Source organism: Serratia sp. 4542 (genome assembly GCF_016805595.1).
Taxonomy (GTDB): domain Bacteria; phylum Pseudomonadota; class Gammaproteobacteria; order Enterobacterales; family Enterobacteriaceae; genus Serratia; species Serratia nevei.
Window position 1 is genome coordinate 302,431 of record NZ_RXKV01000010.1, and the last position, 22,356, is coordinate 324,786.

General features: G+C 58.5%; 19 protein-coding genes. 3 read left to right on the plus strand and 16 right to left on the minus strand.

Translation table 11 applies throughout. The features are described from left to right. Window positions 1-22 precede the first annotated feature (22 nt). From tagF to EKL15_RS13705, 13 genes are all read right to left on the minus strand, one after another. A complete protein-coding gene (gene tagF / locus EKL15_RS13645) occupies window positions 23-742 on the minus strand; it encodes a type VI secretion system-associated protein TagF (RefSeq protein WP_038876781.1) in 720 nt (239 codons plus the stop codon). A gap of 18 nt (window positions 743-760) precedes the next feature. After that, window positions 761-4,396 carry a type VI secretion system membrane subunit TssM gene (tssM, locus tag EKL15_RS13650; RefSeq protein WP_197785812.1) on the minus strand — a complete coding sequence of 1,212 codons (3,636 nt, stop codon included), beginning with the start codon at window positions 4,394-4,396 and terminating at the stop codon, window positions 761-763. Next, complete coding sequence (locus tag EKL15_RS13655) at window positions 4,396-5,598, minus strand: DotU family type VI secretion system protein (RefSeq protein WP_077791459.1); 1,203 nt, start codon at window positions 5,596-5,598, stop codon at window positions 4,396-4,398. The genes tssM and EKL15_RS13655 overlap by 1 nt, the downstream gene beginning before the upstream one ends. 21 nt (window positions 5,599-5,619) lie before the next feature. Beyond that, complete coding sequence (tssK, locus tag EKL15_RS13660; RefSeq protein WP_033638522.1) at window positions 5,620-6,966, minus strand: type VI secretion system baseplate subunit TssK; 1,347 nt, start codon at window positions 6,964-6,966, stop codon at window positions 5,620-5,622. 40 nt (window positions 6,967-7,006) lie between these two features. Beyond that, a complete protein-coding gene (tssJ, locus tag EKL15_RS13665; protein ID WP_060439705.1) occupies window positions 7,007-7,537 on the minus strand; it encodes a type VI secretion system lipoprotein TssJ in 531 nt (176 codons plus the stop codon). Window positions 7,538-7,566: 29 nt separating this feature from the next. Continuing rightward, window positions 7,567-8,067, minus strand: a complete 501-nt coding sequence (gene tagV, locus EKL15_RS13670) for a type VI secretion system accessory protein TagV (RefSeq protein ID WP_019452982.1) — start codon at window positions 8,065-8,067, stop codon at window positions 7,567-7,569. Window positions 8,068-8,114: 47 nt separating this feature from the next. After that, a complete protein-coding gene (locus EKL15_RS13675; protein WP_004934933.1) occupies window positions 8,115-8,507 on the minus strand; it encodes a DUF4150 domain-containing protein in 393 nt (130 codons plus the stop codon). A 16-nt stretch (window positions 8,508-8,523) separates the two neighbouring features. Beyond that, a complete protein-coding gene (locus tag EKL15_RS13680) occupies window positions 8,524-9,159 on the minus strand; it encodes a DUF3540 domain-containing protein (RefSeq protein ID WP_060420752.1) in 636 nt (211 codons plus the stop codon). 30 nt (window positions 9,160-9,189) lie between these two features. Further along, complete coding sequence (locus EKL15_RS13685; protein WP_060439706.1) at window positions 9,190-10,257, minus strand: pentapeptide repeat-containing protein; 1,068 nt, start codon at window positions 10,255-10,257, stop codon at window positions 9,190-9,192. Beyond that, the gene (locus tag EKL15_RS13690; RefSeq protein ID WP_203089805.1) at window positions 10,254-12,782 is read right to left on the minus strand and encodes a DUF2169 domain-containing protein; all 2,529 of its coding nucleotides are present in this window, start codon (window positions 12,780-12,782) and stop codon (window positions 10,254-10,256) included. The genes EKL15_RS13685 and EKL15_RS13690 overlap by 4 nt, the downstream gene beginning before the upstream one ends. 198 nt (window positions 12,783-12,980) lie before the next feature. Beyond that, complete coding sequence (locus tag EKL15_RS13695; RefSeq protein WP_100395634.1) at window positions 12,981-13,466, minus strand: hypothetical protein; 486 nt, start codon at window positions 13,464-13,466, stop codon at window positions 12,981-12,983. 12 nt (window positions 13,467-13,478) lie between these two features. Further along, complete coding sequence (locus tag EKL15_RS13700) at window positions 13,479-15,851, minus strand: type VI secretion system Vgr family protein (protein ID WP_232734393.1); 2,373 nt, start codon at window positions 15,849-15,851, stop codon at window positions 13,479-13,481. 512 nt (window positions 15,852-16,363) lie between these two features. Beyond that, window positions 16,364-17,296 (minus strand): LysR family transcriptional regulator, encoded by a 933-nt coding sequence (locus tag EKL15_RS13705; protein WP_100395635.1) that lies wholly within the window; start codon window positions 17,294-17,296, stop codon window positions 16,364-16,366. Window positions 17,297-17,393: 97 nt separating this feature from the next. Here EKL15_RS13705 and pcp point away from each other — a divergent pair, with 97 nt between their 5' ends. After that, entirely contained in the window at window positions 17,394-18,041 is a 648-nt protein-coding gene (gene pcp / locus EKL15_RS13710) for a pyroglutamyl-peptidase I (protein ID WP_060420769.1), read from the plus strand. Between the two features lie 34 nt (window positions 18,042-18,075). Here pcp and EKL15_RS13715 read toward each other — a convergent pair whose 3' ends face one another. The 3 genes from EKL15_RS13715 to ydgT all read right to left on the minus strand — a co-directional run bounded on the left by EKL15_RS13715 (window position 18,076) and on the right by ydgT (window position 20,025). After that, on the minus strand, window positions 18,076-19,107 hold the full coding sequence (locus EKL15_RS13715; RefSeq protein WP_060420772.1) for an NADP-dependent oxidoreductase: 1,032 nt from the start codon (window positions 19,105-19,107) through the stop codon (window positions 18,076-18,078). A gap of 85 nt (window positions 19,108-19,192) precedes the next feature. Continuing rightward, window positions 19,193-19,612, minus strand: coding sequence for a universal stress protein UspC (uspC, locus tag EKL15_RS13720; protein ID WP_060420775.1), 420 nt, complete (start codon window positions 19,610-19,612; stop codon window positions 19,193-19,195). A 197-nt stretch (window positions 19,613-19,809) separates the two neighbouring features. Continuing rightward, complete coding sequence (gene ydgT, locus EKL15_RS13725; RefSeq protein ID WP_004934895.1) at window positions 19,810-20,025, minus strand: transcription modulator YdgT; 216 nt, start codon at window positions 20,023-20,025, stop codon at window positions 19,810-19,812. A 1,348-nt stretch (window positions 20,026-21,373) separates the two neighbouring features. On the opposite strand from ydgT, the gene flhD reads away from it, so the two are divergent. Beyond that, window positions 21,374-21,724 carry a flagellar transcriptional regulator FlhD gene (flhD, locus tag EKL15_RS13730; protein ID WP_033643537.1) on the plus strand — a complete coding sequence of 117 codons (351 nt, stop codon included), beginning with the start codon at window positions 21,374-21,376 and terminating at the stop codon, window positions 21,722-21,724. Beyond that, entirely contained in the window at window positions 21,724-22,308 is a 585-nt protein-coding gene (gene flhC / locus EKL15_RS13735) for a flagellar transcriptional regulator FlhC (RefSeq protein ID WP_019452971.1), read from the plus strand. The genes flhD and flhC overlap by 1 nt, the downstream gene beginning before the upstream one ends. Window positions 22,309-22,356: the final 48 nt, after the last annotated feature.

Below are 22,356 nucleotides of genomic sequence, written 5' to 3' on the forward strand. Positions count from 1 at the left end.
GAATTTCCTTCAACGAACGATGTTAATCAAACATTTGCGGGTACTGGCCGCCGCGGCCGGGGCGTGCCCAGCCGTTGGGCTCGAACAGCAGTGAAAACAGCTGCACGGTGAGGTTGCCGCTGTGCACGTGGGTGTAGAGCGGGTGTCCGTCGGCCTGATTGGTCCACCAGAAGCTGGTGTACTGCGCCGGATCGAAACAGTCGGCGGCCTGTTGCCAGCCGAGACCCGGCACGTCCGGATGCTGAAAACCGATAATCGACAATATCTCGGAATCCGCTTCCGCCGGCGGGCTGGGCAGCGCCGGGATTGCCTGCAGCGTGCGGTCGATCTGTTCGGCGGAGAAGCCGTTGCGCACGCCGTTCAGCAGGGTATGGCCGAGCTGCTGGTACCAGCTCGCCGCCATGTTCAGCTGTTGCGGGCGCCATTCTTGCAGGCTGAACAGGCGCAGCGCGCAGATCGGGTAGCGCCGCCCGACGCGATCGCGCGCCGGCAACAGGCAGCCCATCTGCACGTACGGGCTGCCGAGCGTGGCGGGGATCACGAAGTTCCACACCGGTGCGTTGCTGAACGGGTGGCCGTTTGGCCCCTGCGCATCGCGCTGCAAATTCACCAGCCCGTTATGGAACCAGTGGGCCCAGTTGTTGACCACCGGATCGGGCAGGCGGCGCTGCAGAAAATCGCCGGCGGAAGGAAGTTTGCCGTACCAGCCGAGGCTCGTCGGGGCGCTTGAATCAGTGCTCATGATCATGTCCTTTCGGGGCTACGGGCACGAGAAGGCCGGCAGTTGGAACGGATTACGGATGCTGTTGGGCGTGAACTCCAGCGTGACGCGATGGCCGTCGAGATTGAACGTCGCCTGGCGGCCGAGGCCGCCGGTGCCCGAGGATTGCGCCATGTCCACCAGGCGGTTCAGCGCCCATGGCCCGCTGGTCACCAGGCTGGCGGTGGTGCCGTTGGCCAGCGCCAGCTGCAAATGCACCTGGTTGGTATTGCGGGTGCCCGGCCAGCTGACCACCAGCGGTACCTGAGGGCCATGGCTGTATTTGAACAGTTGGCCGTCGATATCCAGCGTCAGGTTGAGGATGTCGTTATCCATCCGCACCGGCCGCACGGTCACGCGGTACGAGGGCGTCGCGGTACCGTTGGCGAAGAAGGCGTCGCGGATGCGCTGCGCCTGCTGGAACGAACGCAGGATGCCTTCGCCGCCGGGCAGCGTCTTGCCGTCCACGCCGGGAGTAAAGCGCCAGTTGGCGCGGGTGGTGTCGACCTTGCCCTGCAGATTGTCGCGGAAGAAACTGTCCATCAGCCCGCTGTTCGGCGCGAACATGCGCGCCAGATCGTCCGGCGTCACGTCCTGGCGCGCCCGGGCCACCAGCGGATAACGGCCGGCGATCGCCTGGCGGCAGAAGCTGCCGACCTCGAAGCTGATGCGCTTTTTCACGTTCTCCATCTCTTTACGCTGGGTGTCGCTGCTGGCGCCGATCGCCAGCGACAGCAGCATCTGTTTGAACGGCACCGGCAAGCGGCCGGATTCGGCCTGCAGACGCGGGATGATGTCGCTCGGCGGTGCCGACATGCCGCTGTTGGCCGCGCCCTGTACCGCCGTCAGATAGCTGTACAGCTCATCGACCTGCTTCAGCACGCTGTCGAAAGGGATCGCCTTATTGCCTTCGCCCTGGCTTTGCGCCAGCTCCAGCAGCGGCGCGAAGTGCGCCATCACCAGCTGTTCCGGCTGGGCCGACACATCGCCGTCGGCGTTGGCCGGCCGGTTGGTGAACAGCGCTTCCAGCGTGCGGTTGGCGTTTTGATTCAGCCTGTCTTCGGTTTTGGCCAGCAGCGAACGGGAATCGGCGTCGCTTTTCTCGTCGCGCAGGGTGACGTTTTTGCTGACGTTGACCAGCAGGTTACGCATCGGCGACGGGTTGCCGGAGAGTAGCCGCGCGCTGCTGATGCGCTGGGTCAGGTTGCCGATGTTGGCCAGCTGGATATCTCCCAGCAGCGCATCCCAGGCGCTGATGAAGTCCTGCATGTACAGCTGGCGGATGGTCTTGGTCAAATCGGCGCTCTTCTGCTCCGGCGCCTGGCTGTTCAACACCCAGACGTCTTCCTTGCGCAGCGTGTCGGTCACCGGGTCGATATTGTCGCTGAACGCTTTCCAGTACCCTTGTGAGGTGAACAGGCCCGGCACGCCGTCGGTGACCGGTTTGCCGCTTTTGCGGCTGAACGCCAGCTCGGTTTGCGGGCCGGCCAAATCGACCAGGCTGACCGGCTTGATGTCGGTCTGTTTCAGCAGCAGACGTTTGAGGCGGCCATAGACGCGCTGCGACAGCGGCGCCCGATTGATGGCGGCCTGCGCCTGCGCCACCAGCGGTTCGTCTTTGGCGTAAGGCGAGGCCTGGATCTGCGTATCCAGCAGTTGGCTCAGGTGCCATTCGATCTGCTGCAGCTGTTTCTGCGTGCTGCCCTGCGGCAGGTTGCGCTGCAGGTTAAGCATCACCCAGGCGCGCAGGAATTTGCCGTCGTACTGCTTTGGCAGATACAGCATCTGATAGGCCTTCAGCGCTTCGTAGCTGAAGTCCGCATCGCCGTGGTTGTCGTTGCGCAGCGTAGTGGCGATCTGTTGCGCCACCTGCGGCAGCAGCAGCTCTTTCAGCGCTTTTTGGTACAGCGCATTGCCGGCGTCGCCCACCTGATCGCCGCGGAACAGCCCCATGCGGTAGGTGAACGGCGGATCGTCCAGCGAAAAGTTCTGGCTGTCCGGCAGGTGCAGCAGGCTATTGAGGAACGGCAGCAGCGAGAACATGTCGCCGTTACCCAACTGCGTCAGGTTTTGCCCCTGGCGCTCGACGCCGGGCACCTTGGCGGCCACTTCCGCCAGATAGGCCTTGTTGTTGCCGTAGCTGGTGAACCAGAGCATCGCCAGCACCGCCAGGATCACCGCCAGCGCGATGTAACCCGCCCAGTGCAGGGCGCGATTGCGGTATTCCCACCAGCGGTTGCTGCCCGCCAGCCCGGATTCCTGGAAGACCACCGATTCCAGCGTCTCTTTCAGGAAGAAGCTTTGGCCTTTGGCCGCCGGGATCGGCGCTTCCTGGCCCACGCTGTCCCAGGCCGCGTTGGCCTGCGCCCCTGAGTTTGCCGTCGGCAGCTGCAGGTAACGGTTCAGCTCGCCCATCACCCGGTCGAACGGCAGGCCTTCCTGCGTGCCGCTGGTGAAATAGATGCCGCGCGGGGTAAAGCGGGTTTCAAAACTGGAGGTGGCGAACACCTGTTCCAAGTATTGACTGAGCAGCGGGCGCAGGGCAGCGAACTCCTGCGGGAACAGGTAGCTTTCGGCGCGCTGGCGCGCGTCGTGCTCCATCAGCAGCGTATCCGGCAGCGCCGCGTCCAGCCGCTGTTGCAGCAGGGCGTATTGCTGTTCGAAAGCGGCGTTCAGATTGAAGTCCGGCTGCCGCGAGCGCTCGTAAGGGAAGGTGAACCCCCAGATCTGGTCGCGCTGTGCTTTGTCGAAGCTGCCGAAGTAGGCCATAAAGCCGTTGAGCAGGTCGGTTTTGGTCACCAGCACGTAGACCGGGAAGTGAATGCCCAACTGCTCGTGCAGTTCGATCAGGCGTTTGCGCAGCGCGCTGGCCTGGGCGGCGCGCGCTTCGGCGCTGTCGCTCAGCAGATCGGCGACGCTGATGGTCACCATCACGCCGTTGATCGGCTGACGGGTACGGTATTTTTTCAATAGTGCGACGAAGCTTTGCCATTCGCCGGCGTCTTCTTCGCGCTGGCTTTCCTGCGTGGTGTAGCGGCCGGCGGTGTCGAGCAGCACGGCGTCGTTGGTAAACCACCAGTCGCAGTTGCGGGTGCCGCCCACGCCGCGCAGCGCGGATTTGCCGAAGCGATCCGCCAGCGGGAAGTGCAGGCCGGAGTTGACCAGCGCGGTGGTTTTACCGGCGCCGGGCGCGCCGATGATCACATACCACGGCAACTGGTACAGATATTGGCGGCTGAAGCGGGTCATCCAGCGATGTTTGCCGTCGCCTTGGCCCGGTGCGAAGCGCGCCTTTTTCAGCAGCTGCGCCGCTTCGTCGAAGCGCTGAGCCAGCTGATCGTCTTGTTTGATCTCGGGCTTGCCGTCTTCCGCCGGCACCGCTTCGGCGGCGCGCAGGTTGCTCAGCAGGCGACTGTTGAACCAGGCGCTGTAGAGGCGCGGGATCAGGCGGCACAGGAACCAGATCAGGTAGATAACGCCGATGGCGATCTGGCGGTTGAGTTCCGGCTCCAGCGGGCGATAGTCGCCGATGGCCACCAGCGGGCCGATCATCCAGATGATGAACGCCAGCGCGGTGATGCCGACAAAGCCCCACAGCAGGCGGCTGGTGATGATGGAGAATAACGTACTGAGCATTACTTTCCGGTTCCTTGCGGCAAGCCGTTGATTTCCGCCTGGGTATTTTCCGGGGCGACCAACAGCGTAATTTCTACCCGGCGGTTCAACGCGCGGTTCACTTTGTTATCGTTCGGCGCGACGGGGTTGCTTTCGCCGCGGCCCTCGGCCTTGACCCGCTGCGGGTTGGTGAGGTGCTTTTGCAAGCGGGCGCTGACCGCTTCGGCGCGCGCCAGCGACAGCTCCCAGTTGGAGGCGAAACGGGCGCTGCGGATCGGCACGTTGTCGCTGTAGCCGGTGACCAAGATCTTGCCGCTGACGCCGTTCATGGCGGCGGCGATGCGGTCGATGACCGGAATATAGTTGGCGCGCACCGTGGTGGCGGCGGAGTCGAACAGCCCGTCGCCTTTGAGGATCACCACGCTTTGCTGCGCTTCGTCGCGCACCACCACCAGCCCTTCGGCGATCTCTTTGCGCAGGAAACTTTTCAGGCTCAGCGTCGGCGGCGCGGCCGGTGCCGGGTTACCGATCGCCACCTGCGGCAGATTGGTTTGGTAAATCGCCGCCAGCACCGGGCTGGTGTTGTCGCCCAGCCGCCAGTTGAGGGCGATGAACAGCAGCGAAGCCAGGAAGCCGGTCAACGCCACGCAGGCCCACAGCGGCACCAGCGGGCGCCACAGCTTCTGTTGCACCGGCAGATCCAGCGCATGAGGCGACAGCGGCGGGGCATAACCGCCGCGCACCGACCGGATCAGCTGCAGCAGGCGCTGCTTCATGGTTTCCAGCTGCGAGCGGCCGTTTTCCATCACCCGGTAGCGGCCTTCAAAGCCCAGCAACAGGCAATAATTGATCAGCTCCAGCAGGTTGATGTGCTCGCGCGGGCTTTGCGACAGCTTGGCCAGCAGCTGGAAAAACTTCTCGCCGCCCCAGGTTTCGTTATGAAAGGTCACCAGCAGCCCGCTGCCGGACCACACGCTGTTGCTGCCCCACGGGGTCAGCGCCGCCGCTTCATCCAGCGCGGTGCACAGGCAATAACGCGCGCCGATGATCACTTCGTACGGCAGGTTGGCGCGTTGGCCGCGGATCTCGAAGCGGCGCATTTCGTCGATCAGCTGTTGGCGCAGCTGCGCCGGGTTGGCGTGCGTGGCCGACTGGCGGATCTGCGAAATGGCGTTCAGCAGCGGGTTGGCGGCGTCCACCAGCGGATTGGCCGCCGGTGCCATGCTATTTTCCTGAGTCATAGGTTACCGGTCCGTATGGCTGCGAATCGCCCAAAATTCCATGTCCAGCCCCGGGAATTCGCCGGCCAGGTGCAGGGCGAAGGCGCTGGATTTTTCCATCTGTTTCCACAGGTCGCCGCCTTTTTCCAGCTCGAAGTAGGTGTAGCCGGCGTGATAGGGGATCTGGCGCGGCGCGGCGGGCATGGTGCGCAAACCGATGCCCGGCAGCTGCAGCTGCACCAAATCGCGGATGCGCGTGACCGGTGCGATCTTCATCTGCGCCGGGAAATGGGTCAGCAACACCTCTGCGGCCACGTCGGCGCGCACCGCCAGCACGAAGCCGAAATCGCGCATCATTTTGGCGTCCTGCACGGTGGCGACGTTCAGCCCGTGGGAGCGTTCGACCAGCGTCAGCTGAATGGCGTTGTCTTCCAGCACCACCGACAGCCCCTGACGCAGCAACAGCATCAGCTTGCCGAAGCACAGCGCCAGGTTGTCGTGGTCATACACCGGCAGGCGCCCTTCCGGGGTGCGCTGCGCCGAGAAGCTGGCGAGCTCGGTGGCGAACTGCAGCCAATCGGCGAACAGACGCTCCGGGTGCAGATGGTCGAGGTGGTAGGCGTGGCTCACCTGACCAAGATGGCGGTTGATCAGCTGCAGCAGCATGAAATCGACCATTTCGGAACTGCCGCCGCGGCCCGGCTGCAGCAGGCGCTGGCTCATCTGCTGGCTGCGCTGTTGCAGCAGGCCCTGCAGATCGTTGATGAAGGTTTTCAGTACCGGGTTGCCCTGGCAGTTCAGCATCGGCGGGATCTGCGCGGTATCGAGACGCAGGCTGTTGTCGCCGCGTTTTTCCAGCACGCGGGTCACGCCGAGCGCGGTCCATTCGGCGTTGAGTTCGCTCTCCAGCATCAGCCGCAGGCGCAGGCGGCCGAACTGCAGCGCCGCGCTGCCCACCGAGACGGCGTTGAGATCGTCGACTTCGTTCTCGTAAGCCAGATAGCGCGCCAGCGCCTCCGGACTTTCCTGAAAGATCACGTCTTCACGTCCCGCGCGATAGGTCGGCAGGGCCAGCACCACGTTTTCACCGGTCTTGTTTTCGGCGATGGTCAGCGGCGCGGGTGCCTGCTGGGCGCCGGCGAAGCGAAACGGCGTGCCGTCCGGCATGATGCCGCTGGCGGCGTTGAGCGCAATCTTGCCCTGGCGCAGCAGCGTTTGGTCCAGATCCAGGGTCAGAAACCCCCAGAAACAGCCGCTGTGGGCCTGGCCCCAGTTGCGCATATAGCCTTCGAGATAGTTTTCCGCCTGCTGGAAATGGTGAGGGCGCAAAAACATTCCCTCAGTCCAGACAACCTTATGAGCATCTTTCATCATCACACCTATAGTTACTTCGCTTCAGCGCAGCGGTAGGTCAGTCGACCTTTTTTACGGGGCGCAGGCCATTCACGCCCGCGACGATATGCGCTTCCAGCTCATCCGGCGAGAATTGCCATACCTTGTAGAAATTGGTTTCGGTGGGTTCCGGCAGCGGCAGTGAAATGCGCCAGGTCTTGCCGTCCAGATTTTGATACTCGGCGATTACGCCGATGTAGCGCGCATCCAACGCGCTTTGCCCGCCGAGCTTCTTGCCGGTCTGGCCCGGCGTCAGGAAGAACTGATCGCTGTCCAGCAGGCTGTTGCCGAGCACGCTTTTGGCGTCGTTTTGCAGACTGAAGAAGTCGGCATCCATAAATTCCGCATCCGAACGCAGCAGCAGCACGCGGATTTTGATCGGCGCCGGTTGCGCGCCGGCGGCGGCGTTGACCTGGCGATCGGCATCGAACACCAGGCTGTAACGCGACGGCACGCTTTTGGCGGAAGACATGCAGCCGCCGAGCGCCAACGCGCCCAGCAGCAGAAACAGCATCCCGCACCAGCGGGAAGCGATAGGAGTCGTCATCATGGGAATCTCGTCGCCCGCAGGCGTGCTGACTACTGGAGGATCCAGGTAGCTGAACCGGCGTTTTTACACGCCTTGCTGTCGCCGCCGACTTTGACGCAGTCCTGTTTGGCGGCGCGTGCGCGGCGCGGCAGATCTTTGCGCAGCGTCGATTTGTAGCGCGCTTCCGGTACGCCGGCGTTGGCCTGGATATACCCCACCAGATCGCCACCGCGGATGGCGGAGATCGCCAGCCAGTTGTTTTCCACTTCGCCCAGCGCGTAGAACGCGGCGGCGTTGTCCAGGCTGCCGACGGCGGTGCCGGTATAATTCGGGCTGCTCATGATGCTGGCGGCGTACAGGCTGCGGTACTCCTCACCGATCGGTTTGAACTGCTTCGGCGCGCTCACCGCGGCGCGGTGCTGCAGCGTGACGCCGTTGACTTCACTGCTGACGATAGCGTCGTTATTGAGCGCCGGCGGCGGTGGCGGCGGGGTGGAACAACCGGCAAGCGTCAGGGCGGTCAACAGCGTCAGGGTAATCCGTGTTTTCACAATGTCCTCTTTTCTTGATTGAATGGCTGTGTAATAAGGCGCCGTCATCAGGGCGCAAGCAGCAACACTTTTAATTGGCTCGGCACGATGCGCATGCCGAGCGCGTTGGTGGAATTCTGCAGGCTGAGGCTGGTCAGCCGGGTGGCCGGGGTGCCTTTGAGCAATACGGTAAAGGCGCCGGTCAGGTGGCGGGACGGCCCCATCACCGTCCCGGAAGCGACGCCGGTGGCCACGCCGGGGTTGTCGCCGTTGGTCAGCGGCGTCACCGTCGCCATGTTGTGCGCCGGGGTGCCGACGAACAGAATGTTGAACGCGTTCGGGATGGCGGTCGGCGCCAGGGCGATATCCGGGTAGGGCACGGGCACCGGCGCCGGGCTTGGCGTCAGACAGACGTCGGGAAACGCCAGGTCCACGCCGATCATTTGGCTGTTGGCAAACATAAAAGGCCTCCGCAGGTTATCCGACGTGGATTTGTTCCGAATCCAGCTTGGTGATGTCTTTTGAGGTAATGAGCGTGTTGCGGGCATGAATGCGGGCGTAGTCTTCCGCCTGATAATCCAGCTGCCCGGCGCGCACGTGCTCGGTTTGGCGCACTTTACGGAACAGCGAATGGCTGATCTGGCTGACCGAATGCCACAGCGACTCGCAGCGCTTGCCGACCAGGCGGCTGATACTGACGAAGGCCGACAGTTCCTCGCCGCTGTATTTCATCTTGTCGACGTGGCAGTCGCCGCTGTTGGCCTGCAGCGTCATGGCGTCGCCGCTCAGCTTTAGCGCCTGCGCGCTGTGCAGCGACAGTGAACCGCTCGGCGTTTCAATTTGCAGATCGCCTGTGACGCAGAGCCGCGCTGCGCTTTGCGGCTCCGCACGTTCGAGAACGGCGATCGCCCACAGCTGGTGGCCGCAGCCGGCGACCAGCACGTTATCGCCGAGGGCCGGCGTCAGCAGGCAGCTCGCCGCCCGGCGGCAATGCCAGCCGCGGCCTTCGCACTCCACCACCAGGCTGCCGTCCGGCAACAGGTTGACGACCTGGCCGGCGGCCTGCTGGGGCGGTGCGATGTTGACGGCGCGAGTTGTGTTGGCAACGCTCATGGTGATCCCCTCGTGAAGTGGTCAATGCATTCAGATTCGGCTCTGGCGCTGTGCGCTCCAGGTTTCGGCGGCGTACAGTTCTTCGTCGCGCTCGAGAATTCCGCTGCGATCGCCCCAGCGCGTTTGCTGCTGGTGGGCGCGGTGCATGCGGGTGCGCATAAAGCGCGCGCGCCGGAAATCGGCGGCGCCGATGTCGGCATAACAGAAATCGGCGTAGGTCAGGTCGCTGTCGCTGAAATCACAGCGTGCCGCACGGCTGCGCTGGAACACGCATTGATACAGGCGCGCCTGGCTGAAGTTGGCGGCATCCAGCGTCGCTTCGCTGAAGATCGCCTGATCGAACTGCCCGCTGAGGCACTGCGCCTGAGTCAAATTGGCCTCCAGCCACAGCGACTGCTGCGCTTGCACGCCCGTCAGGTTGGCACGCCGCAGCGAAGCGCCCTTGAAATTGCTCTGGCGCAGCGTCGCCTGGCTGAAGTCGACGTCGTCCAATTGGTTATCGGTAAACTGGCAGGCGATCAGGCGCTGCCCGGCGTAACTTTTGCCGCGATGGTCACATTCGAAAAACGTGACGCGGTCGAAAAAACAGTTTTTTAATTCAGTCGTACGTAGGTCAAGGCGAAAAAAAGTGACAAGCGTCAACTGACTTTGAGCCAGATTAACCTGCAACAATGCCGTTTCGTAGAAAGTCACGCGATCCTGAATAGACGCGCAAAAGTCACTGCGTTCGAGCGGGCAGCGCATAAACTGCGTTTGGTCGAGCACGGTCTGTTTGAAACTGGCGTCGTTCAACCGGCATTCATTGAAAATGCTTTGCTCCAGTCGGCATTCCGTGAAGTTGGCACCCGCCAGGGCGCATTGATTGAAGGTGGTCTGGTGCAAGGTTTGCCGGGCGAAACAGCACTGATCCAGACAGCATTCGCTGAAGGTGGCCTCCTGCAGATTGCATCCGCTGAAATCTATGCCTTGCAGGTTTACTCGTGAAAAAATCATGCCGGACAAATCCCAGCCGCGCAGATCCAAATGGCTGATATCACATTCCTGCAGAGGTTCACCGCGCTCTATTTGCTGCCGAACGCTTTCTGCTTCAAGCGTCATACTTTCTCCTGAGCGGTGCGAGGCAGCGTTTTCGTTTGCCGGGTATAAGCACCTTCAATTTTTGTTGAACCGTCGATCCGCGACTGCGACAGGTCGGCCCGGAACAAATTCGCGCCGCGCAAGTCGGCACCGCTGAACAGGCTTTTTTGCATCACTGCGCTGACAAAACTGGCATTCGACAGATCGGCGTTGCTGAAGTCGCAGCGGATGAACAAGCTGCCATTGCCGTTCGCTTTCTGCAGGTTGGCGGCGGTGAGCTGGGCCTCGGAAAAGTCGCTGTTATCAATCCGTGCAAGACGGAAACAGGCCTGATGTAGCGGTAACTGACGCAAATTGCATTGCTTGAGCGTCGCTTCGCTGAAGTTTGCTCCTGGCATCGCGCTTTGTGCGACAAAAGAGCATGTTTGCAGCCTGGCACCCTGAAAAGAGCAGCCTTCCGCACGGGTTTCGACCAACGAACAGGTATCGAGCCGAGCATGGCTGAAGTCGAATCCTTCGAGTTGGCAGCGAATGAACGTCACCTTCTCCAGCTTGGCTCGGTGAAATTTCAGCTGGCTCAGTGTTAAAGCCATCATCGTGATCACAGAGAGTGTGGCCTGAGAGAAATCACACTGCGTCATAAAGGTGCGGTATCCCGCCAACTGCTCCAGTCTGCTTCCCGTGAAATTGCAGTTTCTGAACAGCGTTTCCTGAATATTGGTTTCCACCAGGGTTGCGCGAGAAAAGTCAGCGTTCACACAGTGGGCCAATGCCAGCGAGGCGTAATTGAGGTTAACCCCTTGCAAGCGGGCGTCGGTGAAGTCTGCACGTGCCAACATCGCCTGTTCAAAATTGGCATGATCGAGGCGGCAACCGCTGAAATTGGCGTTTTCCAGCAAACAACGGCTGAAGTCTGCGCCGGTGAGATCCAATCCGGAAAGATCGGCGCCGGTCAGATCGATACCGCTGAAGTTTTTATCGCCGCGTTGGGTGGCCATCGCGCGGTTACGTATTATCGTTGCTAAGTCGCCGCTCAGGCGTGGCGCTGGACCTTGCGATTGTGCGGTCATCAGGTAGGCCTGGTACAGCGCCTGTTCCTGTTCTTCCAGACGGCGGCGATCGGCAGGATCGCTGTGTTGGTAAAGCAGATCCCGCATCTGCTGGAAGTTTTCATGCCCACTGCTTAACGGCGGCTCGGCGACGCTTTGCGGATCAACCCCTTGGGCTCGCAGTTCGTCATACAGGACCTGCTGTCTTTGCTCGGCTTCTTGTTCAAGACGTTCGACATAGTCGGGCAATTCATCCAATGCGGGACGTTCCGTAGGGGGAAGCGCTTCATCGATGTCCTGGCCTTCCGAGAGCCGGCGATCGCGATAGTGTTGCTGCAGGTGTCGCTGATAGCGAGTGAGGTTGCGTACCGCCGGGCTTTCTTCCGTCGATTGCTCCGTATCCAGCCAGGGGCCGATAGCTGATTCAGGTACCAGTTCTTTCTCGCGAAAAGCGAATAAACCGCCTTTCTCGGTATCGCTGCGTTGGCGCAACACTTTGCGATAATGATTGGCAGAACGAGTGGCCCCAGACAGCTCTAACGCCGGCATAAGGTGCAGAACGTCAGCGGCGTCGTCTTCGTCAATGCGTGCGCTGCCGTGATAAATCAACAGCATCTGTTGGCGATGTGGAAAGAACCAGACCGTCGTGTGCCGCATGGCGATCTCTTCGAGCTCAGGCTCACCGTGCCGCAGACGATTGATAAAACAACGGGCTACCCATGCGGGTAGCTGTCCGTGTTGACAGGGGATCTGCGGGTGCATGTTCCAAATGCGATAGGTGGCACCGCTCGGAAGTGCGTCGCGCTGTGGCCACTGTTGATCGTTATCCGCCATATTAAACAGGCGCCAGTCAGTATCGCTGGCCAACCCTGGGAATTCATGTTGCAGCCAGTTGGCGTCATATTTTTTGCCTATGCGACTGAAGCGGCGCGGCCAATTGATGTCCAGCGCGTCAAAGCTGACGGGGAGCGGCGTCTGGCGCGGCGAGCTCAGTCGATTGTGCAGGGGTTCGATATTGGGGAGAGGGCAGCGAGAACCCCGTGGACATGTTTCTGGGTTAGCGCCAAGGCCGTGCGGGTTTTCAACCCATTGTGGGCCGCCGAAAGCGCGGCTCCAATCCAGACGCATTTCATCAAAGGGGAGTGGGGATGAGGGGCGGTCATTGATCCAGTGACGATCGCCGAAGACCACCAGCGTTTTCTCCAGCGTATCCAGTTGGATTTTAACCGCACAAGCCGTTTTATCAGCTTGATGATGGGTATAGGCGTAGCCGGTGGCAAGAAATTCTGCGCAGGCTTTGGGGAAGGCGAGATCGAGCACGCCCCCGCTCAGTGCCAGCTCTTCGCTGGCGAGCTGCCATAGTTCAGGCTCGGGACGCAGACGTGGGGATGCCCCCATATCGGCTAATGCCAAAACGGAGACGCCAAGGTAATTTTCCCCCTGCCAACGGTAGGGGCGATGAAGCGTGCTCAGACGCAAAGGTTTTACGACTTTCATTGTGTGTGCAAGGCTTCCGGTAGATACCTGCGGGGCAACATGTTGCCCCGCACAAAAACAATCCCGTTTTTCGCTTTATTGGATATCAGGCAAAGTCACATCAGATGAAAATATTCACCCAAAGTTTGGTTCAGGGGACGCTAACGTTCCCCCAATCGAAACGACGGATAAGATATAAATGCTATTAATTATAAATAGTTATATGGAAAGACCCCTGCGTACCAACAGGACTGTTGCGACGGATAGTGCGGCAGCGATTGCCTTGGCTGTAAATTGAACACCGCTTTCCAGGTGATAGGGCGCAAAGAAACCGACCACGGCGGATGCCAGCACCAGCAGTGCGGCGAGCAGAGCGAAGCATCCCAGTTCTCCCATCTGCGACAGCCCGCCGCCGGGAGAGGTTACGCCCAAGTAAACCATCAGGAAACCGGGCAGGATAAGGAAACCGATCAGCTCTGCGGGGTAATTCACCGCCGACATCACGTACTGGTTGTATTTCAGAAGTGCCAACATCAGCACGACAAAGATGAGCAGACGTGCAGGGAAAGACAGTGGTTTATTTGTCGGCAAAATATTTTTGCAAATTGCGGCGATGAGTACGCCGCCAACCAAAATGCCGAACAGGGTAAAGACGACTTTTCCCCAGAGACTATCCTGTGTCGCAAAGTCAATAAACGAACCCATCGTGACGCTTCCTTATGAAATGGATGTCAGGATCGCAATCGCGAGCCTAATGGAACAATAAGTCATTTTCAGATCGTTGAAATCGGCTTCCGGACCTTTTTTATACAAGATGAACTGGGGTTCGAACTTCACTACCGCGGCGGTTTTAACATCGACGGTCAAGCCGCCGGTAATGGAGAATGCCGCGCCAGTCTTGATGCCGACATCCAGCCACTTAGTCCAGGTCATGTTCTTGGGGCGGATGATAATGTGCTCACTGTCGCTTTTTACCGTCACCTTGTTGCCGTGGATGTAAATATCCGAACCGCTGGGGCCTTCGCCATCGACGGTGGCGATCTTAATCTTCGACGCTTTCTGCACGTAGTCTGTGGCGGTGGTGACGGTTAATTTATTCTGAGAGCGCGTTTCTTCGCCGCTGACGGTAGAGGTCAGGTTGCCGGTGATATCGAGGCTCTTGTCGCCGGCCGCCAATTTGGTGCTCTGGTTCCCGCTGGTTATCTCCAGCTTCTTGTCGCCGGTTTCGATTTTCGTGGACTGGCCATACTGCTCAATGGTGGTGTCCTGGCCTTGCTTAATCAGTTGGGTCTGCTTGTTTTCAATCGTATGGTGGCGATTGCCCTTCAGCAGAATAGTCTGATCGCCAGTAATGTTGACGTTATCGCCGCCGTCGTGAATGGTGAACTGACGCCCGGCTTTAATACCTACCTGTTGTCCGCTGTTGAACGTGGCGGTTTCAGGTCCGGTAACGGTGGTATTACGCATTGAGCCGAACAGGAAAGTGGCATTGCCGATAACCTGGTGGTCCTGCGTTTTGCCGATGCGGGTGAAACGATTGCCGTCAATATTGACGTTCTTGTTGTTTTCCACCGTCATGTTCATGTTGCGTTCGGCGTGCATGTCGAAAGATTCGTTGCCGGGCGCGTCTTCCAGGAACAGGAAGCTGGCGTTGTCGGTGCCGCCGCCTTTGCTGCGGCTCATAAAGCCCATTTTGGTGGCGTCGCCGGGCAGATCCCACGGTGGCATGCTGTCTTCGTTGTAAACGCGGCCGGTGATGATCGGGCGATCCGGATCGCCGTTGATAAAGTCGACCACCACTTCCTCACCCACGCGCGGGATCTGGATCCCGCCGTATTTCCAGCCGGCCCAGGCGCTGGAGACGCGCACCCAGCAGGAGCTGGTTTCATTGCCGTTGCCGTGGCGATCCCAACGGAACTTGAGTTTCACCCGGCCATATTTATCGGTCCAGATGCTTTCGCCTTCCGGGCCAACCACTTCGGCGGTTTGCGGGCCATGGGTTTTCGGCCAGGGCGTGGTGCGCGCGGGGCGCCAGTTGATGCCCGCCGGGACGACCTGAAATTCGGTACGTTGCTCGCCGGCGTCGTTATCATTGCTGGCGTAGCTGTTTTCCTGCATGAAGTAATGCGCGCTGACGACCAGGTAGGCCTGGTTGTCTTCCGTGCGCGGCGCCTGGGTCAGTTGGAAACGGTAGCCGGGGGCAATGCCCTGCGAACTGCCTTCGCCGCTCATCTGTTCATGCTGCGCTTCGAACTCCTGCTGGCGAACCTTGACGTAAAACTGGCCGTGGGCGTGATCGGTATAACGCCCGGGCCAGTCGAACACCTCGGCTTTGTCCTGCGCGAACGAGGCGGGATTCTGCCGGGCCTCCAGCAACCGCGCGCGCGGTTTGCGAAAATCGTAGTCGTCCAGGCTATACAGGCTGGGCGTAATGGCGTCCGAGACGCTCCAGCTGTTGATGCTGTCTTTATTTTCCACCAGGCCGCCTTCCGCGAGCTGATAGGGAATGCTGGCGTAGCCGGCGAGTTCCTGATGTGCCGACGGCGCATCAGCCAGCACCAGCGTATGGCCGTCTTGCTGGTGCGTGAAATAGTAATAGATGCCTTCGTGTTCCATCAGGCGGCTGATGAAGTCGAAATCGCTCTCCTGGTACTGCACGCAGTATCCCCAGATGCGGTAGTCGTAGCTCAGGCGATTATCGATTTTCACCTGATACTGCCCCAGCACCTGAGTCAGGATGTCGGGAACGGTCTTTTCCTGGTAGATGCGAAAGTCGCGGTTTTGCGTCAGATACCACAGCGTGGGGCGCAGCACGGCGCGGTAGATATAGTAACGGTTGCCGCCGGCTTCTCTTCCGGAGAGCGTCATGCGCGTGATATTGCCGTTGAGATAACGCGGCGCCAACGGATTGCCCCGCAGCTCCAGCGTGATTTTTTGTCCCAGCAGTGCTTTCAGATCGAGCCGATTGTCGGGGCTGAGCAGCTCGACGTCGAATTCGAACAGCCCGGCCAGTTTTTCCTCACCGGAAAGGCTTCGGAACAACAGCTGATGGGCGGGCAAAGGCGTGTGCGCAATGATAAGGCGATCCATACTATTCCCCGGTTTAGGCATAGCTACCGCACGAGAGTTGACGCGCGATCCCGATGGCGTATCTGTCACGAATTGAGACAGGAACTGACGAAAGATTTAACAAAGTTTACACAAAGGCACGATTTGTGCAGTCTACAATAGAGCTCTGCATTTGCAAAATAGCCTTGTGGATCAATGCTCAATTCGTTAACTTGCTCACGATCTTGATTTTTATTATCTAAAACATATAGATGCGAGCAGATCATTTTTTATCTCAAATTATTGGGAAATTGGTAATACCAAAAAGTAAATCTGTAACACTTAAACCAACGTGTTTATAAAACAACTCTTTTTTTTCGTAAAAAAAGTCACTGACTGTTTTTTATCCTTACCATTTGCCAGTTAAAGATGATCAAATATATAAATTTGTCGAATGTGAATTCGGATGATTCCTATTTGGTGGGCGAAAAAAGGCCCAGCGACGGGGCCTGAGGTGCGGGTTTGAACGATTGAAAATGCAGCGAGTGCCGGCGTTAAGCCGGGCAGAAATTGAAGGGAATTTGGCCGATCAGTTCGCAGAGCCAGATTAAGGCCGGGTCGCGTTGCACCTGCCGGCCGGCGATCAGTTCAATGGGAAAGGGGGCGATGGCCAACTCGTCGGGCAGCGGGAGAAAACGTACGCGTTGCGGATCGGAAAAGCGTCGAGCCACGCTGGCGGCCAGGGTGGCGATCAGATCGCTGTCGGCGACCACGGCCGGCAGAGCGACAATATGCGAAAAGGTTACGGCGACGCGCCGCTGGCCGCCGATTTCCGCCAGGCGACGGTCGACCAATCCTCTGGCAGAGCCGTCGTCGGCCGGTGCGTACAGCCCGTGCGGCAGGCTGAGATAGCGCGCCAGATCCCAGCGGCCATCCGCCAGCTGTGGGTGCGAACGGCTGGCGATGCACACCAGATGCTCTTCAAACAACGTGCGCACATAGTGGCTTTCCGTACCGGAAAGATGCCCTCCCAGCGCGATGTCCACCTCGCCAAGATCCAGCTGCCGGTAAATATTGTGACGATCCAAGCGCGAAACGCGAATATCAATGCCGGGCGCTGTCTGACGCAACCGGCTGATGATGGCGGGCAACAGTAAGATATCGGCATAGTCGCCGGCCGCCAGCGTAAAGCGCCGTTGCCCGGCGGTGGCCGGATCGAAACGGGCAGGGGGTGCCAATGCCAGGTGGATCTGTTCAAGCACCTGCCGTATCTGCGGCATAAGCTGATGGGCGCGCGGCGTGGGCGCCATGCCGCCGCCACTGCGAACAAACAGCGGATCGTTCAGCAGCGTGCGCAGCCGCGCCAAGGCATTGCTGACGGAGGGCTGGGCGCGGTTGAGACGCCGGCCTGCGGCGGTCACGTTGCGCGTCTGATACAACGCCTCGAACACCACCAGCAAGTTGAGATCGACGTTGGCTAAATTCATTTTATGAATACTCTATATACAGATAATCCATTTCCAGAATCATACTGCGTTCTCTAGGCTGGTAGCACACGAATTTGGCCTTCAGTCAGGAGAAATGATGAACAAAGTCTTGGTTACCGGCATTGAGCCGTTCGATGGTGACGCGGTGAACCCTTCCTGGCAGGTCGCGCAGGCATTGGCCGGTGAGCAGATCGCCGGCGCGGAGATCGCGGTGCTCGAGCTGCCCTGCGTATTGGGCCAGGCCAATCTGCAGTTGATCGCTGCGATCGAGGCATTGCAGCCGCTGGCGGTGATTTGTCTGGGGCTGGCCGGAGGCCGTGCCGAGATATCGCTGGAACGGGTGGCCATCAATCTGATCGATGCCCGCATTCCCGACAATGCCGGTAAGCAGCCGATCGACGTACCGGTAGTCGCCGGCGGGCCAGTGGGCTATTTCAGTACGCTGCCCGTCAAGGCCGCGGTGCAGCAGCTGCGCCGGCAGGGGATCCCGGCGGGGGTGTCTTATACGGCAGGCACTTATAACTGCAACCATATCTTTTACGGTCTGCGGCACTATCTGGAGACGCAGCACGCGAAGGTCAGGGGGGGATTCGTGCATATTCCGTACAGCCACACACTGGCGGCGGCGCATCCGGGCAAGCCGAGTATGGCGCTGGCGACGATGGTGGAAGCGGTGCGCACTATCGTGCAGGTGACGCTGACGGTAGAGGAGGATGCGCGATTCGGCGACGGTGCCGTGCATTAAAAGCAGGGCGTGGTGTACCACGCCCTGTTACCGGTTACTCGTCGGCGACGCGGATCACCAGTTTGCCGAAGTTCTTGCCCTGCAGCAGACCGATAAACGCCTGCGGCGCCTGTTCCAGCCCGTCGACGATGTCCTCGCGGAACTTGATTTTCCCCTGCTCGACCCAACTGCTCATCTGTTGCAGGAACTCATCAAAGCGAGAGCCGTAGTCGTCGAAGATGATAAAGCCTTGCATACGAATGCGTTTACGCAGGATCAGCCCCTCCAGCAGCGGCAAACGGTCCGGCCCGGCGGGTAATCCGGTGGCATTGTAATGGGCAATGATGCCGCAGACCGGAATGCGGGCTTTGGCGTTCAACAGCGGCAACACAGCGTCGAACACCGCACCGCCGACGTTTTCATAATAGATGTCGATGCCCTGCGGGCAGGCAGCGGCCAATTGCTCGGCAAAGTCGGGCGCGCGGTGATCGATGCAGGCGTCGAAACCCAATTCTTCCACCACATAGCGGCACTTTTCCGCTCCGCCGGCAACGCCGACAACGCGGCAGCCTTTCAGCTTCCCGATTTGGCCGACCACCGAACCGACTGCCCCGCTGGCGGCGGCCACCACCAGCGTTTCACCCGCCTGCGGTTGGCCGATATCGAGTAACCCCATGTAAGCGGTAAACCCTGGCATGCCCAGCACGCCCAGCAGGCGGGAAGGGTGCGGCAGGTGCGGGCCGAGGTTGCGCAGGCCGCTGCCGTCGGACAGGGCATAATCCTGCCAGCCGTCATAACCCAGCACCCAATCGCCGACGTTGAAGTCGGGATGCTGTGAGACCGCCACGCGCGAGACCGTGCCACCCACCATCACCTGACCGATCTCGACCGGCGGCGCATAAGAAGGGGCATCGCTCATGCGCCCGCGCATATAAGGATCCAGCGACAGATAAACGGTACGCAACAACAGCTGTCCCGCGCCGGGCTGCGGCACGGGGACGGTGTCGAGACGAAAGTTCGCCGCCGTCGGTTCGCCGTGGGGGCGCGAGGCCAGCAGGAAGCGGCGGTTCTGTTGAGAAGGGGACATCGAGAGCTCCTTTGCATTGCGACAAACAAGGTTCGTTAAGCCTAGTTCAGGGGCGGCAAGGCAACGTTACCGAATGTGCTTAGCCTTAGAGCGGGACGATCAGTACGTCAATATGGCTGATATTGATGAAGCGGGCGGCGGAACAGGAGACTTTGTTCATCATGCCGTCGCGGTGATTGCCGCACAGCAGCAGGTCGAACGGCCTGCTGCGGCTGGCGTATTCCAGGCTGTCACCCAGTTCGCCGTGCACGATCAGCATATCAGCAATCGGGTAACCGGCGCGTTGACGCAGCTCTTCCATAAACAGCCGGGTTTCCTCCTCCATCAGCGTGCGCAAATCGCCCAGCATCGGCCCGGCGAAATTGTTGTACATTTCCGGGTTGGCGAGGGTGCTTAACAGGGTGATGTTGCCGGCGTAGGGGCGGACGATAGAGACGGCCTTTTCCACCAGGCGGTGGCTGTCAGGCGCGACGGCGACGGTGACCAGAACGTTTTGATACCCCATATCCCACTCCTTGTTGTTTCCGCCGTGTTTCAGGCTGCCGCGTCGGTGGCCTTAGAGAACATGCTGCGCTCGGATAAAGGGTAGAACCTGATGGGCGTAATAAATGTGTTTCGCATCACGCGCGGCAATAAAAGCGGCGTTTGCCCGGTTATATAGCAATAAAAGATAAAACCGTTGCCGCACGTAATTTCGCTGAATTAAAGCACCTGCGCCCACAGCGTTTTCGGCACCTTGCCCAGATCGAACAATTTACCGGCAACCAGCTCGGCGCGACGGTGGTCGGCGGCGCGGTACATGTTGCTCATTTCTGTATCATTTTCAATGGAATAGTTCAGTTTGTCGTACACCTTTTCCAGGCTGTCCAAAGAGGAGCATTTACGGAATGTCAGCAAATATTCGAGCGTATCGGTCATGATTAAAATATAGCCTGTTAATAGTTAAAGCCGGGTGAATAACACATCAGCGGCTCACGGCGACGCCGCCGAGGCAGTGATGTACGACCTGACAAAAATCATTTCAAGTAGATAAATTGCACTGGGTAATAATGAGGCGTCGCCTGCGGCGGCGCTTCGATAAATCATAATATGCAAGTGCGTCATCAGCAATCTCATCCTGCTGATAAATGAAGAAATAGGGAAAGTCTCAGGGCGAGGCTGCGCGGATGACGGCAGAAGCGCCGCTGTTCCTGCTGCGCGCCAGTTCGCGCTGTCGCTTTTGCGGCGTTTTTTTCACCCGCCCTAAGAGGCGCAACGGCATTACGCGGTGTTTGTCATTGCCGCTTGCGTTGAGGTTTCACCTCCCTGACGCTGAAGATTGGGGGGAGTAAAACAAAACTGCGTTTTATTTTATCGCAATGAAAGGATGGAAACGGGGGCGGGTTAATAATCTATTCACCTGCGGAATAATTATAACGGCGACAGAAAAGAAATAAAAAAGCATTAAAGTTTTAGGGTGTGCTGCCGATATGCCGTTTTAGGGGTGATTTAACGTAAAAAGACCATTCTTTCGCCGTGCTGATACGGAAACATATCGTTACGTCTGTTTGCTTGTTCACTACGCCAGCGAATCATTGATAAGCCTTAATCACCTGATGTTGAAAATTAGAACAGCCTCAAGCGGGGGGCTTAAGTCAAATCTGATAGCTAATAACCTTATAGTTTACAGCGGTTATTTTTCAGCTTGGATATTTTTTAGCGGCTTAACTGGTTATTTATGCTGAGTTTGTCGGCTACATGCAGATTTTTGTTCTGTTATTTTGGTTTGGTGATGCTTTTGTTCGAATTGATCTAAAAAAGATAATTTTTTGGCTGATAAACATTGTTTTTAAGACTTTTTTTTACCTGTGTCTGTTTTGTGAGCAAAATGGTGGTCAATAAATGTACGCATTTGGGGGTATTTGGCTTAAATATTTTTTATTTTTGTGATCTATGTCACATTGTATTTAAAATTGCCTCTCACTTACATTGTGTGTGCTAATGGTTCGGGGGTAGAGTTGCGCTGCTTTAGGAATAATCTTATTAAATTTGTAAAAATAGTTTCATGGTGACTAAACACTATCGAAGCAGAATGCTGTACATCCATACACGTTGGTTTACGCTCGTAGCAAATACTGAACAGTGGTCGAATTTAGCGATTGGCGAAAATTATAGCAGTCGTTTTTGAGAGATTAATTTGCCAACTTTGGGAAACAACCCAGGTCACGGGCGATAAAATTTATCACCCAGCGTATGTTTTTAAACATAGTCTGTCGGGATGGGGAATATGGGTACGTCTGAATTACTTAAGCATATTTATGACATCAATTTGTCATATTTACTTTTAGCACAGCGTTTGATCAACGATGAAAAAGCGTCCGCGATGTTCCGCCTTGGTATCGATGAAACCATGGCCGACGCGTTGGCGCAGCTGACTTTACCGCAAATGGTCAAACTGGCCGAGACCAACCAGCTGGTTTGCCACTTCCGCTTTAACGATCACCAGACCATCGAACGCCTGACCAAAGAGTCGCGCGTCGACGATCTGCAACAAATCCATACCGGCATTTTGCTATCAAGCCATTTACTGCAAGAGCTATCGAGTAAAGACGCTAGCCCGACGAAGAAAAGAGCCTGATGATGGTTGAGAAAAGTATTGTTCAAGAAGCCAAGGACATTCAGCTCGCCATGGAGCTGATTTCACTGGGAGCCCGTTTGCAGATGCTGGAGAGCGAAACCCAGCTCAGCCGCGGGCGCTTGATTAAACTTTATAAGGAGTTGCGCGGTAGCCCGCCGCCAAAAGGGATGTTGCCGTTCTCAACCGACTGGTTTATGACCTGGGAACAGAATATTCACTCGTCGATGTTTTACAACGCCTACCTGTTTCTGATGAAAAGCGGGCAGTGCAGCGGGGTGGAAGCGGTGATTAAAGCCTATCGCCTCTATCTGGAGCAGTGCCCCCAGCAGGCCGGCGATGCGCCGCTGCTGGCGCTGACCCGAGCCTGGACGCTGGTGCGTTTCGTCGACAGCGGCATGCTGCAGCTTTCCGCCTGCAGCTGCTGTGGCGGCGCATTTATCACCCACGCGCACCAGCCGCTGAACGGTTTCATCTGCAGTTTATGCCAACCCCCATCCCGCGCCGTAAAAAGACGTAAACTTTCGCCGCAACTGGCCGATATTATTCCTCAACTGCTGGACGAGCAGGTCAAACGCGCCATTTGAGCCGCCACATTGCCGGCTCTCGGCAATGAATACCGACGTGTGATACGC

What these genes read in the sequence shown, in the direction of transcription:
- tagF (WP_038876781.1), bottom strand. Translation starts at nt 742, where the DNA reads ATGAGCACTGATTCAAGCGCCCCGACGAGCCTCGGCTGGTACGGCAAA.
- tssM (WP_197785812.1), bottom strand. Translation starts at nt 4,396, where the DNA reads ATGCTCAGTACGTTATTCTCCATCATCACCAGCCGCCTGCTGTGGGGC.
- EKL15_RS13655 (WP_077791459.1), bottom strand. Translation starts at nt 5,598, where the DNA reads ATGGCACCGGCGGCCAATCCGCTGGTGGACGCCGCCAACCCGCTGCTG.
- tssK (WP_033638522.1), bottom strand. Translation starts at nt 6,966, where the DNA reads ATGAAAGATGCTCATAAGGTTGTCTGGACTGAGGGAATGTTTTTGCGC.
- tssJ (WP_060439705.1), bottom strand. Translation starts at nt 7,537, where the DNA reads ATGATGACGACTCCTATCGCTTCCCGCTGGTGCGGGATGCTGTTTCTG.
- EKL15_RS13675 (WP_004934933.1), bottom strand. Translation starts at nt 8,507, where the DNA reads ATGTTTGCCAACAGCCAAATGATCGGCGTGGACCTGGCGTTTCCCGAC.
- EKL15_RS13680 (WP_060420752.1), bottom strand. Translation starts at nt 9,159, where the DNA reads ATGAGCGTTGCCAACACAACTCGCGCCGTCAACATCGCACCGCCCCAG.
- EKL15_RS13685 (WP_060439706.1), bottom strand. Translation starts at nt 10,257, where the DNA reads ATGACGCTTGAAGCAGAAAGCGTTCGGCAGCAAATAGAGCGCGGTGAA.
- EKL15_RS13690 (WP_203089805.1), bottom strand. Translation starts at nt 12,782, where the DNA reads ATGAAAGTCGTAAAACCTTTGCGTCTGAGCACGCTTCATCGCCCCTAC.
- EKL15_RS13695 (WP_100395634.1), bottom strand. Translation starts at nt 13,466, where the DNA reads ATGGGTTCGTTTATTGACTTTGCGACACAGGATAGTCTCTGGGGAAAA.
- EKL15_RS13700 (WP_232734393.1), bottom strand. Translation starts at nt 15,851, where the DNA reads ATGGATCGCCTTATCATTGCGCACACGCCTTTGCCCGCCCATCAGCTG.
- EKL15_RS13705 (WP_100395635.1), bottom strand. Translation starts at nt 17,296, where the DNA reads ATGAATTTAGCCAACGTCGATCTCAACTTGCTGGTGGTGTTCGAGGCG.
- pcp (WP_060420769.1), top strand. Translation starts at nt 17,394, where the DNA reads ATGAACAAAGTCTTGGTTACCGGCATTGAGCCGTTCGATGGTGACGCG.
- EKL15_RS13715 (WP_060420772.1), bottom strand. Translation starts at nt 19,107, where the DNA reads ATGTCCCCTTCTCAACAGAACCGCCGCTTCCTGCTGGCCTCGCGCCCC.
- uspC (WP_060420775.1), bottom strand. Translation starts at nt 19,612, where the DNA reads ATGGGGTATCAAAACGTTCTGGTCACCGTCGCCGTCGCGCCTGACAGC.
- ydgT (WP_004934895.1), bottom strand. Translation starts at nt 20,025, where the DNA reads ATGACCGATACGCTCGAATATTTGCTGACATTCCGTAAATGCTCCTCT.
- flhD (WP_033643537.1), top strand. Translation starts at nt 21,374, where the DNA reads ATGGGTACGTCTGAATTACTTAAGCATATTTATGACATCAATTTGTCA.
- flhC (WP_019452971.1), top strand. Translation starts at nt 21,724, where the DNA reads ATGATGGTTGAGAAAAGTATTGTTCAAGAAGCCAAGGACATTCAGCTC.